Source organism: Dysgonomonas mossii (assembly GCF_004569505.1).
In the GTDB taxonomy this organism is placed as follows: domain Bacteria; phylum Bacteroidota; class Bacteroidia; order Bacteroidales; family Dysgonomonadaceae; genus Dysgonomonas.
This window is the reverse complement of record NZ_SPPK01000001.1, coordinates 588,178-605,492: the sequence shown is the minus strand read 5'-3', so window position 1 is coordinate 605,492 and position 17,315 is coordinate 588,178. Positions and strand designations below refer to the sequence as shown.

Annotated in this window: 9 protein-coding genes; 4 read left to right on the top strand and 5 right to left on the bottom strand. The window is 38.3% G+C overall.

Translation table 11 applies throughout. The features are described from left to right. Position 1: 1 nt before the first annotated feature. Positions 2-949 (bottom strand): diacylglycerol/lipid kinase family protein, encoded by a 948-nt coding sequence (locus E4T88_RS02705; RefSeq protein ID WP_135103934.1) that lies wholly within the window; start codon positions 947-949, stop codon positions 2-4. A 477-nt stretch (positions 950-1,426) separates the two neighbouring features. Between E4T88_RS02705 and E4T88_RS02700 the strand changes: the two genes are divergently transcribed. After that, positions 1,427-2,710, top strand: coding sequence for an L-cysteine desulfidase family protein (locus E4T88_RS02700; RefSeq protein WP_135104458.1), 1,284 nt, complete (start codon positions 1,427-1,429; stop codon positions 2,708-2,710). A gap of 104 nt (positions 2,711-2,814) precedes the next feature. Here the strand turns inward: E4T88_RS02700 and E4T88_RS02695 are convergent, their stop codons facing one another. The 4 genes from E4T88_RS02695 to E4T88_RS02680 form a co-directional block, all read right to left on the bottom strand. Beyond that, on the bottom strand, positions 2,815-5,031 hold the full coding sequence (locus E4T88_RS02695; protein ID WP_135103933.1) for a glycoside hydrolase family 97 protein: 2,217 nt from the start codon (positions 5,029-5,031) through the stop codon (positions 2,815-2,817). 173 nt (positions 5,032-5,204) lie between these two features. Next, positions 5,205-6,260: a SusF/SusE family carbohydrate-binding protein gene (locus E4T88_RS02690; RefSeq protein ID WP_135103932.1), complete on the bottom strand. Its 1,056-nt coding sequence runs from the start codon at positions 6,258-6,260 to the stop codon at positions 5,205-5,207. Between the two features lie 31 nt (positions 6,261-6,291). Then, the gene (locus E4T88_RS02685; protein ID WP_135103931.1) at positions 6,292-7,884 is read right to left on the bottom strand and encodes a RagB/SusD family nutrient uptake outer membrane protein; all 1,593 of its coding nucleotides are present in this window, start codon (positions 7,882-7,884) and stop codon (positions 6,292-6,294) included. 11 nt (positions 7,885-7,895) lie between these two features. Further along, on the bottom strand, positions 7,896-10,967 hold the full coding sequence (locus tag E4T88_RS02680) for a SusC/RagA family TonB-linked outer membrane protein (protein WP_135103930.1): 3,072 nt from the start codon (positions 10,965-10,967) through the stop codon (positions 7,896-7,898). Positions 10,968-11,572: 605 nt separating this feature from the next. Here E4T88_RS02680 and E4T88_RS02675 point away from each other — a divergent pair. Genes E4T88_RS02675 through E4T88_RS02665 form a run of 3 tightly spaced genes read left to right on the top strand, consistent with a single transcriptional unit; the run spans position 11,573 to position 17,266 of the window. Continuing rightward, positions 11,573-12,745: an efflux RND transporter periplasmic adaptor subunit gene (locus tag E4T88_RS02675; protein ID WP_135103929.1), complete on the top strand. Its 1,173-nt coding sequence runs from the start codon at positions 11,573-11,575 to the stop codon at positions 12,743-12,745. After that, positions 12,742-15,894: an efflux RND transporter permease subunit gene (locus E4T88_RS02670; RefSeq protein ID WP_135103928.1), complete on the top strand. Its 3,153-nt coding sequence runs from the start codon at positions 12,742-12,744 to the stop codon at positions 15,892-15,894. The genes E4T88_RS02675 and E4T88_RS02670 overlap by 4 nt, the downstream gene beginning before the upstream one ends. Then, on the top strand, positions 15,887-17,266 hold the full coding sequence (locus E4T88_RS02665) for an efflux transporter outer membrane subunit (protein ID WP_135103927.1): 1,380 nt from the start codon (positions 15,887-15,889) through the stop codon (positions 17,264-17,266). Before E4T88_RS02670 ends, E4T88_RS02665 begins: the two co-directional genes overlap by 8 nt. The last annotated feature ends 49 nt before the right edge of the window (positions 17,267-17,315 follow it).

Here is a 17,315-nt window from a genome sequence, read left to right as displayed (position 1 = left end):
GTTAGATAGAGCCTAAAACTCTCAACAGTAGTTCTTGAGGATCAAGAGGGTGTTTCTTTTGTGGTTTTTTAGGAACGAGGACTTTCAATCCGAATGGAATTATTTTCACATGTATTTCTTTCCCCATCTCTACCGGATCACCGTCAATGTGCATCACCCCGGCTTGCTCTCTGATAATAGTAACTTCATTGGTCAAAAGCTCAACCATCTTACTATTCTCATCTATTTTTTTTGTAAACAATTGTACCGAAGTTTGAGGCACATCCAATATCGAAAGGGGTTTCAATATCGCCACATTCATCAACCCGTCCTGTATATCGGCATGAGGTGCAATATGAGCATTGTATCCGTACTGCGAAGCATTAGCACAAGTAACAACGAAGGCTTTATCTTTTATTGTACCTTCGGGGCATGTAACTATATACTCTTGAGGCTTTTGTTGAAAAAAGATTTCAAGCATATTTCTGAGATACATCAAAGAGCCTCTATTTTTCCTGCCCGAGACCTTAGCTGCCACTTCAGCATCGAACCCTACTCCGCAAGTACAAAGGAATATGCGGTCATTCACTGTTCCGTAATCGATGGATATTATATTTTCTTCCAATATGATCTCCATTGCTTTCTTCGGATCGGTTGGGATGTTCAGGTCGCGTCCTAAACCATTTCCCGAACCCATTGGTATAATACCAAGAGCTACATCTGAGCCTACAAGAGCCCCTCCTACTTCATTTACGGTACCATCGCCCCCCACAGCAACCACATAGTCTGCCTTATCTTTTATTGCCTGAGTGGCTATTTCTGATCCATGACCGGGATAACCGGTAACAAAAATATGCACATCAAACTTATGGGCGTCAAATGCTTCAGCAATCTTATGCGGAATATTTTGCTTAGCTGAAGTACCCGATTTAGGGTTGATTATTACATATATTTTTTTCTTCTGAACCATAATGAAATGAATCTGTTTTGCCGTACAAAAATACTCTTTTAACTATCACGGTCAAAATAAATGAGTATTGAATTATATGACACGTAAAAAGGCTATTGGTGCTATCCTATTATCGTTCTACCTATAAAGTTATATTCTAAATTTATCTTATATATGAAGAAAGGCTTTCATCGATTACTATAGTATTTGGTATGCAAAATGAAAAGTGACACAATAAAATAACATCAAAAACTGTCACTGTTACATACGCTTTGCTCCTGTGACCGTTGGTTGTCACCTTTTGAGTATAAACAATTGTTTATATGATGATTGCAAAAAATAACTTTAGTTACATTTTTGATAAACTAAAACATGATCTATTGTTTGACTTATTGTCAATTATTTCTTTGCTTTTCCTTTTTTATGAAGCCTTTAACAATAAATAGAAAGAAGAACCTGTATCTTTGTCTCAATAAAACCTAAATCAGCTAAATGAGCATGCTAAACGAATGTGAACGTAGTCTAATCATCAGTTTAATCAAAAAAGAAGTTGTTCCGGCTATCGGATGTACAGAGCCTATAGCGGTTTCATTATGTGTAGCCAAAGCCACTGAGGTATTGGAAACCGTGCCGGAGAAGATAAAAGTATATCTGAGCGCCAACATATTGAAAAATGCAATGGGTGTTGGTATTCCGGGGACAAAGATGGTAGGACTGCCCATAGCGATTGCACTAGGTGCTTTGATAGGTAAAAGTGAATATGGATTACAGGTGCTGAAAGACTTGAAGCCGGAAGATGTAGATACAGGGAAAAAATATATTGAGGAAAAACGGATAGAAATAGGGCTTAAAGAAGATATAGATGACAATCTATATATTGAGGTGCACTGCCTTAAGAACGAAAAAGAAGCTGTAGCCATAATAAAAGGAACACATACACACTTTTCTCATATATCTAAAAATGGCGAAGTAATTATAAACGAATGTGATAGCAACCATTGCGAAGAGAGTAAAGAGGAGATAAAATTATCCTTTTCAAAAGTATATGAGTTTGCAACTACTACTCCGATAGACGACATTCGCTTTATTCTTCAGGCGGCAGAACTAAACCGCACTGCTTCGAAACTGTCGGCTCAAGGAAGTTATGGTCACAATGTCGCTAAAACAATGACAGGAGCATTGGGCAAGCAAATATTCGGAGATTCAATGCTCACTCATATGATGTCGTATACCGCCGCTGCATGTGATGCACGTATGGATGGTGCTATGATACCGGTAATGAGCAATTCGGGCAGTGGGAATCAAGGAATTACGGCAACGCTGCCAGTTCTGACGTATGCAGAAGATACAAATTGCTCGGAAGAGAGTCTGATAAGGGCGTTAATTCTCAGCCACCTTACAGTAGTATATATAAAGCAGAAACTAGGACGTTTATCGGCTCTATGTGGCTGTGTTGCAGCTGCGACGGGCGCTAGTTGTGGCATAACCTATCTAATGGGAGGAGATTACAACCAAATAACATTTGCCGTAAAAAACATGGTTGGTAATATAACAGGAATGATCTGTGACGGAGCAAAGCCTAGCTGTGCCTTGAAAATATCCAGCGGAGTGTCTACAGCCGTGCTTTCGGCAATTATGGCAATGGAGCAGAAAGTAGTTTCTTCGCTAGAGGGTATTGTTGATGACGACGTGGACAAAACCATAGAGAACCTGACAAGTATAGGTGCCGTAGGCATGCAAGAAACAGATAAATTGGTATTGAAAATAATGACCAGCAAATAACACTCATGAGTCATTAATTGGAATAAATGCAATAAAAGAGCCGCCCCAAATGGAGCGGCCCAAACCTAGATAACCAAACCCTATAACTAACTGTATCTTGCCTTTTACAGTTTCTTTAAACCTTTTATATCGTTCTTCCCTGCTTCAACAATGCTTATCGCATACCCTCCGGCCGGAGCACAGAATTGAGACAGTTTGGACTTATTAGAAATCACTACTTTTCGAATTGTATATGCCTGCGGATTGGTCTTATAATGAGCATCTTTGGCATCGCTATATATTGTAGCAATATATGTTTTTGCCGGATCGAGATAATCAAATGTAATATTTGATGTACGTCCGTTTTCATCACATACACTTCCTATAAACCAATTATTTGAACCTTTTGCCTTACGTGCTATTGTGATATATTCTCCCGGCTCTGCTTCAAGTATCTTACTTTCGTCCCAATCGATAGCTACATCTTTTATAAACTGGAAAGCATCAAGGTGTTGTTTATAATTTTCTATCAAGTCGGCAGCCATTTGCAACGGACTATACATAGTCACATACAATGCCAATTGATTTGCTAACGTGCTATTCACATGCGAATGATTATCAGGATTAATTTTACTCACATCCATCTGGAAAATACCCGGAGTATAATCCATCGGGCCACCAATCAAACGGGTGAAAGGTAGTATAGTCACATGATTCGGTTTGCTACCTCCAAATGCCTGATATTCTGTACCACGAGCTGACTCATTACCTATTAGGTTTGGATATGTACGACATAACCCTGTAGGACGAACCGCTTCATGAGCATTCAACATTATTTTATAATCGGCTGCTTTTTCCAGTGCATATTGATAATGATTTACCATCCATTGTCCGTAATGATATTCTCCACGAGGAATGATATCTCCTACATATCCGCTTTTTACAGAGTTATAACCATTATCCACCATAAACTTATATGCCTGATCCATATGGCGTTCATAATTACGAACCGAGGCCGATGTTTCGTGATGCATCATCATTTTAACACCCTTGCTCTTCGCATAATCATGCAATCCTTTTACATCAAAGTCTGGATATGGAGTAACAAAGTCAAATACATAATCTTTAGACTTTCCAAACCAATCTTCCCAGCCTACATTCCAGCCTTCAACCAATACAGCATCAAACCCATGTTCTGCTGCAAAATCTATATATTCTTTCACATGAGCGGTATTTGCACCATGCTTACCATTGGGCTTTGTCTTAGAATAGTCTGTAACTCCTAACTGTACGCTGTACACATCATCGGTATAAGCCCATGTGCTTTTACCGGTAATCATCTCCCACCATACACCTACATATTTTACAGGTTTGATCCACGATGTATCTTCAATCTTACACGGATCATTCAAGTTCAGTGTAATATGAGATGCCAATACATCACGTGCATCATCACTCACTATTACAGTACGCCACGGCGTGTTACATGGAGCTTGCAAATATCCCTTGTTGCCTTGTGCATCAGGTGTCAACCAAGATTCGAATACCATGTTCTTATCATCCAAATTTAGATGCATACATGCATAGTTTATCAAAGCAGCCTCATGCAGATTGATATACAACCCATCATTTGTTTTCATCATCAATGCAGTTTGTACCCCTGTTGGAGAAAACGGCGTCTGAGATGAGTTAGGAGTAATAGCCTTACTCATCAACCCTCTTATCTCTGATAACTTCGATGTTGTATAATCATATTCTTGTGTATCATAATCGCCCGGAATCCAGAATGCTTTATGATCGCCGGCCATAGCAAACTGAGTTCGCTCTTCTTTTATAACAAAGTATATAAGATTCTTTTGCTCGGGAAATTCATAGCGAAAACCTAAGCCATCATCAAAGAGGCGAAAACGGATAAGGATATGCCTGTCTGTTGATTTCTGATTTAGCGTCACAGCTAATTCATTATAATGATTGCGTATTTCTTTTACTTCACCCCATACAGGCTGCCATGTTTCATCAAAAGATGAGGTCTTGCTATCTGTAAGCTGAAATCCGTCGAGTAAAGAAACCTTGTCTTCTTTTTGTGAGTCTGTATTTCCTTTTATAGAAAAGTCATTGAAATCGGTATGAGAGTCACTATTGTCTTTCAACTCCAAACCCAGCTTACTAGGCTTAATTACATCTTTTCCCTTATACGTTAAAGTATAAGTTGGCACACCATTACCTTGCAAATAAAACTTTAATGTAAGATTTCCATTTGGTGATTTGAGTTCTTGCGCTTTCACTGTTCCAAAGATTAAATAAAAGCCAATAAAAATAGAAATACTGATGATTTTTTTCATGATTCTTAAAAAAATATTTTCCTATATACAAAGAAACTACATTTAGAGTTCAATGATAGAATCCTTTTCTCGTAAACCAAACAAAATAATCTGCAAACGTTTGCAGATTATAACAAAAAGAAGAGGTGACCAAATCAGCCACCTCTTCTAATCAGTATTTCTATCAATCTAATTTATTCAATTGTTCCTGTACCGGCATTGAAATCAAGAGTAACTTTTTTGCCTGCAGCAACAGAAACTCTATCTTGGTCACCACCTTTACCTCTATATTCTATTTTTCCGTTAAGAATAATAAATTCCATTTTCCACCAATCACCTCCAACTGCAGGATAACCAGCATACATTCTTAATTCACCTGCACCTGTAGTTGTTATTGACATTTTGTTGCCAGATGCGGTAAATGGATATGTAGCAGTACTCCATCCACCAAAACAGTCTCCCATTCCATAGACTTCTGCCGCTTTTATTGTAATCTTTTTATTAGGCATATCCATATAAACAATATAAAAGCCATCGGCAGGAACAAATGCATTGCCTCCATTCGTTGTATATCCTTCCTTAGAATCCAATTCATAAAAGTCTGAACCATCCCACGCTTTAGAGGTATTCCATTTGAAGCCATTTGCTGCTTTAAAATATCGTATCGCCCAGAAAGTACCGTCAAGTCCCCAAACAGGAGTCATATCTACAATACCAGCATCACTCCAGTTCCATCCGCCAAAATCAGCTCCTATCATATATACATTCTTAGGATATGATAAATAGGTAGTAATTTTAGAAGTTACTACATTTGTATACAAAGGAGTTATAACATCACCAATAGTTGCAGATATACGTATATCATAAGTAGCTTCTGTTCTTGGGGGAATATTATATATAGAATCAAGGCTTAATAACACATTATTCAATTCTTTATGAGTTATAGCAGCTTGAGTCTTTCCTATAAGAGAAGAAATAGTTTTCTTATTTGCAAAATCTTTACCAGCCACATCAACTTCCAATTTATAGATAATAGCAGCGTCATAACCAAATGAAGCTTTCGTCCATTTAAACGTATCGACTACCTCATCAGCCTTTTTGTCATCAAGGACATAAGATGATGCAATTGGATTTAAAGCCCCTATTTTTGCATCTTCTTCATGATATGTTACTTTATCCAAATCACTATCGCACGAAGCAAAAGTTATTAGAGAAAGAAAAACAACAGGTATATATTTTAATAGTTTCATATCTATTTTATATTTATAAGACAATTATTACTTAATATCCTGGATTTTGAGTCAGATTTCCATTTACAGAAAGATCTGTTACCGGAATAGGGAAAATGTTACGAGTATTATCTACTCCTACACCTTCCAATACTCCTCCCTTGAATGGCCAGCGATAAGATCCAGATGTATATAATCCATAGCGAATGAGGTCTGTACGGCGAGTTCCTTCCCAATACAATTCACGAGAACGCTCATCCAATATAAAGTCTGTTGTAAGTTCAGTAGATGTAATAGCACCTGAGTCGTCTCCATATCCACGTTTGCGAAGCTCGTTTACATATCCCAGAGCAGTATTTTTATCACCTCCTGCTCCTCCACGAAGAACCGCTTCAGCATACATCAGATATACATCTCCTAAGCGCAACATAGGAAAATCTGTATCAGGAAATTGAGTATCAGAAGCCAAACTTCCATTCGATTTTACATTCTTAAATTTGTATACAGCCCAACCCTCACTGGTAAATGTTCCTAGAGGTGTAGTTTTTATTTCCACAGAACGGCCTTCAGAGTAGAATATGCCTCGCTTATCTATAATATTTGCTGCAGTTTTATTATTACTTGAGAATGCAAACTTATTCACTAAGTTTTGTGTTGAACGAGTTCCATCCCATCCTGAACTAACCCCGTCAGTAGCTAATACATATTCAGCACCACCACGAGAAGAACAAATAAGGAATGTCATACCTCCCCAAGTTTTAGTTGCTGCCCCATCAAAACAAATAGGGAAGATTATTTCATTTTTAGCAACCACGTTATTATCTGCTTTAAATATGTTTGAATAATCTGCAGTCAATGCATATCCGCCGGCAATAACTTTATTACATGCTGTTATACATTCTGTATACATCGCTTTTCCTGTATATACTTCTGCATTCAGGTAGGCACGTGCAAGTAAAGCATTTACAGCACCTTGATCAGCACGCCCATATATACCCTGACGTGCAGCCGGAAGATCTTTTTCTATCTCTGTTAATTCTTTTACTATCCAGCCAAAGAGCTCTTCTCTGCTTAGTGGAGACGGAGATACTGAATAATTACTCTCTGTGATAAAAGGAGGTCTAGCATATTGATCCATCAACACATAGTAAGCCAACGCTCTACAAAAACGAGCTTCTGCACGCAATTGAGTAGGATTTGCATCCGTTGGGGCATTTCCTACCTGTTTCAGATATTCGTTAGCCAATGCTACAATAAACATACATCTTTGGTAAACGCCTTCTATAGATTCATTTTTAGAATTAGACCAAGTCATGTTATTGATTTCTGGAACCCATGAGTCGTTTGCCCATGCTACTTTACACTCATCGGTAGACACTTCTTGCAGGTTCCACCATGAACGCAACAACTGAGCATTCCCCGGATCGAGATTTTCAATATCGGAACTTCCCTCACCATCTTGTCCACTAATAGCCCATACTGAATATATTTTCATTAATCCTTTGGTATAACTGGCAGCATCAGAATAAGCTATTTCGCCAGTCACTACATTCTCATCCAACGGCTGTACATCTAAGTCTCCCAAACAAGAGCTTAAAGTCAACGCTAATCCGCTAAATAATGTCAATAAATATTTTGCTTTCATTTTCATGTCAATTAAAAGTTAAGATTTAAACCAAATGTATAGGTTCTTGGACGTGGCCATATATTCCTATCAATACCAAGATAATCTTTATTATTAGAGCTTTCAGGATCAATTCCACTATAATTGGTGATAGTAAATACATTCTGAACAGAAAAACTCACACGTCCGGATAGTTTATTAAACAATATATTTTTGAAACTATAGCCAAATGTCAGATTATCCAATTTTAGGAACGATGCATTCTCTAGGAAGTAATCAGATAGCTGCTGCTCTGTTCCATTCTTATGAGTAAATCCGGTTTCATACACTCCTGTATAAATATTAGAAAGGAATCCTTGATTGTTGAAAGTCAATGGCGTTGAATTTTGTGCAGCAAAAGCATTATATACATAATTACCTAAATTAGCACGTAAATTAAACCCTAAATCAAAATCTTTATATCTGAATGTTGAGCTAAATCCCATAAATACTTTTGGCATAGGGCTCTTTCCTGTCAGGTAACGATCGGCCTCTGTAATTTGTCCATCTTTATTACGATCTACAAATACATTTTGAAGAGGCTTTCCATCTTCCCCATAAACCTGCTGATATAACCAGAAAGTATTAGGAGCATATCCTGTTTGATGTTTTTGTGTGCGAAGTCCTGTTCCATAACCAGGGTCTCCGATTTGTATACCCGGATAATCAGGGTTGTAAGATGCAGTCAACTTAGTAATCTCACTCTTATTCCACGTAATATTATAACCTAGATCCCATGAAAAATCGTTAGTTTCTATAGCTACAGCATTGATATTAAACTCAACTCCATTATTTTTCATTGTACCAACGTTAGCCACAATTACATTAGAGAAGTTAGTTCCTGCAGGAGAATCTATTGTATTAAGCAAATCTTTTGTCTTCTTTTGATAATATTCGATGCTACCATTAATACGATTATTCAAAAATCCAAAATCAATACCAAAGTTTGTCGTAGCAGTTTGCTCCCATTTTAGATTTGGATTATATCCATCAGGTTTTAGTAGACCCGACCCTAAATATGTTCCATTCGGATTCGTTCCAAAAATATAAGATGGAATATAAGCATAATCCTTACCTATATCTTGTTGACCTGTAACTCCATATCCTACACGCAATTTCAAATTAGATAATGCATCAATTTTACCGTGCATAAATGGTTCCTTAGAAATTGTCCAAGCAAATGCTGCAGATGGGAATAAACCCCAACGATTATCTTTACTGAAACGAGAAGAACCATCATCACGCAAAGTTGCTGTCAATAAATAGCGATCCATGAAGTTATAGTTCAACCTACCGAAGAATGATATCAAATAGTTTTCAGAAGGGATTTTTCGACTAGCTGTCCAAACATATTGACTAGTAGATTCATTGTATTCAAATCCATTTATAGTTCCAATAGATTTTGTTGAATTAGAGAACGTTTTATCAAAATCTGATTTATAAAAATGTTGATAAGAATAACCACCCATTATATCAACATTACTCTTTATCGACTCAAAATACTTATTATAGTTCAGATAAAAGTCTAACAATTGATTTCGGCGCAAATTATCCCAAGATGTATATCTTCCTATATTCGGCAGATCCGAATCTTTCGCTGCTTGGTATGACCCTGCTGAAGGTCCGTTATTACCTGTAGAAGTAGCAATATCATAACCCAGATTTAAATTAGCACGTAGTTCAGGTAAGAAGTGGAATTTATAATCAAGCTGAATATTTCCTAAACTGCGTTTAGTTTTTCCAGAGTTGTCGACATCGTATAACAATGCCAATGGATTGACAGGAGCTAACTTGTTCGGTTCAGTTCCTTGCATGTGATTCCAATAGCCATGATATCCATTTTCATCATAAATTGGTTTTGTCGGATCATAAAAAGCTGCAGCACCTACTGCTCCGGAATCTGCATATCTATTATTATTTATTGTTCCTTTAACATTAATATTTACACTCAAATGATCATTAAGAAACTTCGGACTCAAGCTAATACTTCCTGTAAAACGCTCATAATTTGAAGTTTGCAATGTCCCATCTTCATTTGTATAACCCACTGACACCCGGTATGGCAATATTCCTGCTTTTCCGCTAAATCCCAAGTTATGGTCTGTACTAAAGGCTGTACGGAAGATTTCATCTTGCCAGTTTGTCGATTGATCTGGATATTTATTCAACAGTTCTTGAGCATTATCTCCTGCATCTGTTCCTTTAGGATAATAAGTAGAAATTACATCACGGAATTCTTGAGCATTCATCGTTTTAATTTTCTTATAAGGGTCATTAAAACTATATGTGCTACTATAAGAGATTTTCACTCCTTTAGATTGGCTTCCTTTTTTTGTTGTAATAATAATTACACCGTTTGACGCCCTTGAACCAAATATCGCTGTAGCAGAAGCATCTTTCAACACTGTGAATGATTCAATATCATTCGGATTGATTGTAGCTAAAGCATTTGGAGTTCCCGGAGCAGCATCATTCGATGTAGGAATACCATCAATAACGATCAAAGGATCATTACTTGCACTTAAAGATGCACCACTACGAATACGAATTGTAGAACCCGAACCCGGAGCACCATTCCCCGGCTGCACAAACAAACCGGAAACCTTACCTTGTAGCATTTGCTGCGGTGATGTTATTGCTCCTTTGTTTATCTCTTCTGCCTTGATTGCAACGATTGACCCACTAAGGTCTTCTTTCTTCACACTACCATATCCGATTACTACAACTTCTTTCAACATTTCGGTATCTTCCTCCAATGTGACATTAATTGTAGATTTTCCGGCTACAGAAACTTCTTGTGATTTGAATCCTACGTAAGTGAACACTAACGTACCGTTAGAAGGTACATTGATTGCATAATTACCATCAACATCAGTTACAGTACCTATGGTTGTACCCTTAACAACAACACTACCACTAATGATAGGTTCGCCGTTATTGTCCTTCACATTACCCTTAACTGTGATATTTCCGCCTTGCGCAAAAATATTTGATGTTGACACAAATATTCCTAACATAAATAGTAGGAATACATTTAAACATCTGTTCTTAATCTTTCTTTTCATGCGAAATAATATTAAGATTAACATTAATATTGATTAGTTTATTACTTATTTCTATATAATCGGTTTATATATTCTATCGTGCATAACATACTATTCGTATTCAATAAAATTCTGATCAACCCTGAATTTTGAATAGAGGACAGAAGAGACAAATGTTATATTTTGTATATTTTTAAATAAATCTTGGTTTAGATTTAACATTAGAAACACTTGTATTTTCATGACATTTTAGGATTATAGTACAAATATGAGAAGACCTATTTTGTTTTGTATCAAAAGATTTTATAAAAAGCTGCTTTTTGTTATGCAAACGATTGCAATCGGATTGTAACATATATTTTGTTTATCAACCTTTTATAATCTTTAATATAACCATTATACACAATATATTAAATGAATGTGTACATTTGCGATTATATGCTGGACATTTGCAATTAGCAAAACTTATTTCGAAACGAAGACAATTTCTATACGATATATATATACAATTATAGAAGACTCTAAATTGCCGTCCCCTGTACACTAAAAGAAATAATATAAACTCAATATATGTTAAACAAAAAAGCTGAATGGGTTGTTTAAGATTTGACTACAATTAATTATTTATGAATAACATAAGAAGTATTTTATCTATCACCTTACTTAGTACATTACTACTATGCGCATGTAAAAAAACTCAAGTCGAGGCTCCAATTGTTGAAGTTGAAACTGTAACAACAGATAATTTCGAAATATACGGAGAATACGTAGGTCTTATTAAAGCATCACGCAATGTGGAAATTCATGCACGTGTAGAAGGATTCCTCGAAAAGATGACCTTTAATGAAGGAAAAGGAGTGAAAGCGGGAGAGCCTTTATTTTACATTAACGACAGAACTTACAAAGCTAAAGTTGAAAAAGCAAAAGCAAAGCTCAAAAGAGATGAAGCGCAAGCTCTAAAAGCAGAAAGCGATCTCAAAAGGATAGAACCTTTATATAATCAAAATGCTGCCAGCAGGCTAGACCTTGACAATGCAGTAGCTGCACTGAATATGTCGAAGGCTGATGTAGCAATGAGTAAAGCCGACTTGGAACAAGCCGAGCTGGAATTAAGCTATACAGTGGTACGGTCTCCCCTATCCGGCTATATTAGTGAGCGGTATGTAGACATAGGCACTTTGGTAGGAAATTCGAAGTCGTTATTGGCTACAGTAGTTAAAAGAGATACCGTATTGGTCGATTTCAAACTTACTTCTCTCGACTATCTAAGAAGTCAACGCAGGAATGTGCATTTAGGAGAACTGGATACAACCCGGTCGTGGCAGCCAACTGTTACTGTTACACTTGCCGATAACTCTGTATACAGCGAAAAAGGAATTGTAGACTTTGCATCCCCCCTTGTTGACCCTAAAACAGGAACTTTTGGCGTTCGTGCTGTATTGCCTAATCCCAATCAGGTTCTTCTACCGGGACAATTCACGCGTGTAAAACTATTACTAAATGTATTGGAGAATATTGTCGTTATCCCCCGCAAAGCTATTTCGATAGAAAAAGGAGGAGCTCATATATTCGTTATACGTCCGGACAATATAGTGGAAAAACGCTATGTAGAGACCGGCCCCGAACATGATAATAAGATAGTCGTTATCCGTGGATTGAGTCCGAATGAGCACATTGTTGTAGAAGGATATCAAAAGCTTACTCACGGACAAAAGGTTATATCGAGGAGTACTAAAGAGGAAGCAAAAATAGAGGCTCTCGAGAAAGCAGATGAAAAGAAGAAGGAGGATAAAAAATGAAGCCGGGATTATTTATAGACAGGCCTGTACTTTCTACCGTTTTATCCTTACTGATTGTTATTATAGGTATCATTGGGCTCGTATTATTGCCGATAGAACAGTATCCGCAAATAACGCCTCCCGTTGTAAAAATAGGAGCTTCTTACCCGGGAGCAAATGCCACAACAGTTTCTCAAGCAGTGGCAACACCCATCGAACAAGAGTTGAACGGTACGCCCGGTATGATATATATGGAATCAAGCAGTTCCAACTCGGGAGGACTATCCATCACCGTTACGTTTGATGTAAATACCAATGCTGACCTCGCGGCAGTAGAAATACAAAACAGGGTAAAGTTAGCCGAAAGTCGTTTACCGGCTGAAGTACTACAAGGTGGCATTTCTGTTGAAAAGCAAGCACCCGGACAATTGATGACTATTGCTTTGACATCTGACGACCCTAAATATGACGAGATATACTTAAGCAACTATGCAACTATAAATATACTGGACGTTATCAGGCGTATACCCGGAGTGGGGCGTGTTTCGAATGTCGGTAGCCGATATTATGGTATGCAAATATGGGTATATCCGGACAGGCTCGCCAGTTTTGGACTAACAATCAAAGATTTACAAGATGCTCTAAAAGATCAGAATAGAGAATCTGCTGCGGGCGAACTCGGTAAACAACCGATAGTCCACGTAGATGTGACTATGCCTATCACAGCACAAGGACGTTTGTCTACAGTGAGTGAATTCGAAGATATTGTAGTGAAAGCCAACAACGATGGTTCGTTCATACGCATGAGAGATGTTGCAAGAGTCTCTCTGGAGGCATCATCATATAGTACCGAGAGTGGGTTGAACGGTAAATATGCAACCATGTTGAGCATCTATCTCCTTCCCGGTGCTAATGCGATGGAAGTAGCGGATGAAATAAAGGCAGCCATGGGAAATATAAAACAAGATTTCCCCGAGGGCTTAGATTATCTAGTACCTTTCGATATGACAGAATACATCGGAGAATCTATTCACGAAGTTTATAAAACATTGTTCGAAGCTCTGACGCTTGTTATTATAGTAGTATTCCTTTCGTTACAAAATTGGCGTGCGGCTATTATCCCGATAGTTGCCGTGCCTATTTCCTTGATCGGCACATTCGGATTTATGCTTATGATGGGATTCTCCCTTAATATGCTGACTCTCCTAGGATTGGTTTTGGCGATCGGTATTGTTGTGGATGATGCGATTGTCGTCGTCGAGAACGTAGAACGTATTATGGAACAGAAGGGGGTAAATGCACGGGAAGCCACACACAGGGCAATGAAAGAGCTGACAGGCGCTTTGATTGCCACATCGTTAGTATTGGCTGCTGTATTCGTTCCGGTAAGCTTCCTTGATGGAATAACAGGAGCACTCTACAGGCAATTTTCTGTAACCATTGTCGTATCGGTACTTATATCTGCAGTAGTAGCCCTAACCCTTAGCCCTGCCATGTGTGCAATAATATTAAAGCCATCGAAAAAGAAAAAACACTTTATCTTTCGTAAAATAAATATCTGGCTAGGGAATGGCAATAAGAAATATGCCAATATCTTACTAAAGGTTATAAACAACCCTAGACGTACGATGGCAGCATTTGGAATGGTACTTGTATTTATTTTCGTATTGAATAAAATAGTTCCTACCAGTTTCATTCCGCAAGAAGATCAAGGTTATTTTACCGTAGAGCTTGAAATGCCCGAAGGAACAACACTCGAGCGTATGCGAACAGTTACGGATAGAGCAGTAGCTTATCTTGACAATCATGAAGCGGTAAAATATGTGCAAAATGTAACAGGATCAAGCCCTCGTGTAGGAACCAATCAGGGACGCACAACGTTGACGGTTATCCTTAAACCGTGGAAAGAAAGAAGTACGGGAGTGGATCAAGTGATGCGTGATGCTCAAAAAGAATTCTACAATTACCCCGAAATAAGAGCATTTGTAAGTCGTCCTCCCGTCATTCCGGGACTCGGATCGGCTGGAGGTGTAGAGATGAAACTTCAAGCTCGCTCCGATGCTCAGTGGGATGATCTGGTGGCTGCGTCTGATACTTTTATGTATTATGCCAATAAGTCTAAGATCATTTCAAATGTTTCTTCTTCTCTACAATCTGAAATACCTCAACTATATTTTGACGTGGATCGAGATCAGGCAATGCTACTCGGAGTGCCAATGTCTGATATTTTCTCTACAATGAAAGCCTATCTGGGGTCAGTATATGTAAATGACTTTAATATGTTTAACCGCATATACAAAGTATACATTCAGGCTGATCAATCATACAGGGCAACAGCCAGCGATATTAATCTATTTTTCGTAAAAACGAAAAGCGGCGACATGGTTCCGCTTACAGCTTTGGGTAAAACAAGCTATACTACAGGACCGGGGAATATCTCACGCTTCAATATGTACACATCGGCATCTATGCAGGTTACCCCTTCGGCAGGACATAGCTCGGGACAAGCGATGAGCGAAATTGTAAACATCGCAAAAGAACACCTACCCGCCAACATTGGGGTAGCGTGGAGCGGTCTCTCTTTTCAGGAACAAAAGGCCAGCGGGCAAACAGGTACAGTTTTAATACTGGTTCTAATATTTGTATTCTTGTTTTTGGCTGCATTATACGAAAGTTGGACTGTACCAATTTCCGTGATATTATCCTTACCCATTGCTGCACTAGGAGCATTTATTGGCATATGGATATTAGGACTGGATAATGATGTATATTTTCAGATTGGACTCGTAACCTTAATAGGATTAGCCGCTAAAAATGCTATCCTTATAGTAGAATTTGCCAAGATACAGGTCGATGCAGGTATGCAACCCATATTTGCGGCAATGCAGGCAGCCAAATTACGTTTCCGCCCGATATTGATGACATCTTTAGCATTCGTACTCGGTATGTTACCGATGGTAATAGCTTCCGGCCCGGGATCAGCCAGTAGGCATTCGATAGGAACAGGTGTATTTTTCGGTATGATTGTAGCTATTACATTAGGAATAATACTTGTCCCATTCTTCTTTGTGATAGTATATAAAGTAAAGGATAAGTTCAAGATTCCGGAACTTAAGTTTCCTAAATTCCCCAAAATAAAGAAACTTATAAAAAGAGATAACAATGAATAAACTTACATATATACTACTCATTTCCACAGTATTATTCTCATCTTGTAAAATAGGTCAGAAATACGAACAGCCGGAAATGAATATACCTCAGGCATTTGATGCAAAAATAACGAATGAGGGAAATGCTTCTGACATCGGATGGAGTGCCCTATATAAGGATTCTGTATTGCAAGGACTCATCACAAAAGCTCTCGACCACAACAAAGACATGCTCATAGCGGCTGCCCGTATAAAAGAAATGGCTGCAAACAAACGGATATCATTTGCAAACCTATTCCCTGAAGTAGGGGCTGAAGTCGCAGGACAAAAGGAATATCTGAACTATGGAGGCGATTCGAAGAAATATTCACCTGAGCTTAGAGCCAATCTTAATGTATCGTGGGAGTTGGATATATGGGGCAAACTGAGATGGGCCAACGAAGCCGGAGTTGCTGCATATCTGCAAACGGTAGAAGCGCAAAAAGCTATGCACTTAACCATTGTGGCACAGGTTGCTCAGGCATATTTTGAATTAAAAGCATTAGATAAAGAGCTTACAATAGTGAAACAGACTCTGGATGCCAGACGTGAAGGAGTTCGTTTTGCCAAATTGCGCTACGAAGGTGGTTTGACATCTGAAATACCATACAGGCAAAGCCTTGTTGAACTTGCCCGTACCGAAACGCTGATTCCAAATCTCGAAAATGAGATAAAGCTGAAAGAGAATGACCTTTTTGTACTCGTTGGAGAATTTCCCATCGGAAACATTCCCAGAGGGAAAGATGACATTAGCCACCTGCAAGTTCCAGCCAGCCTACCTATCGACTTACCGTCGTCGCTACTGAAACGCCGTCCGGATATGATACAGGCAGAGCAAAAGCTGATAGAGGCTAATGCTAAAGTAGGGATGGCCTACACGGATATGTTTCCTTCGTTAAGACTTACAGGGCGTTTAGGTGGAGAAAATACCGAACTGACAGACTTTCTTAAAAGTCCGACATGGTTTATCTCGGGAGTACTTACCGGCCCTATATTCAATATGGGCAAAAACAAAGCAAGACATAATGCGGCAAAGGCTGCATACGAGCAAGAAGTATATAGCTACGAAAAATCTGTATTGAATGTATTTAAGGAAGTAAACAACTCTATCATTACGTTCAATAAAATGAAAGAGGTATATCTGTCACAAGAAGCTTTATACAATTCAGCTAACTCTTATCACGAGCTGGCTAAGTTACAATATGTAAACGGAGCTGTTAAGTATATCGATGTCCTGGATGCACAACGTCAGTTGTTCGATGCCGAGATAGCTTTGAATAATGCTACGTTAAACGAACTCTATTCGTTAGTTGCTCTCTACAAAGCATTGGGCGGAGGGCTTAATAGGGACTAAAAAAACTGTCTGAAAAGAAGACTCAGAATGACAATAGACAATACAAATC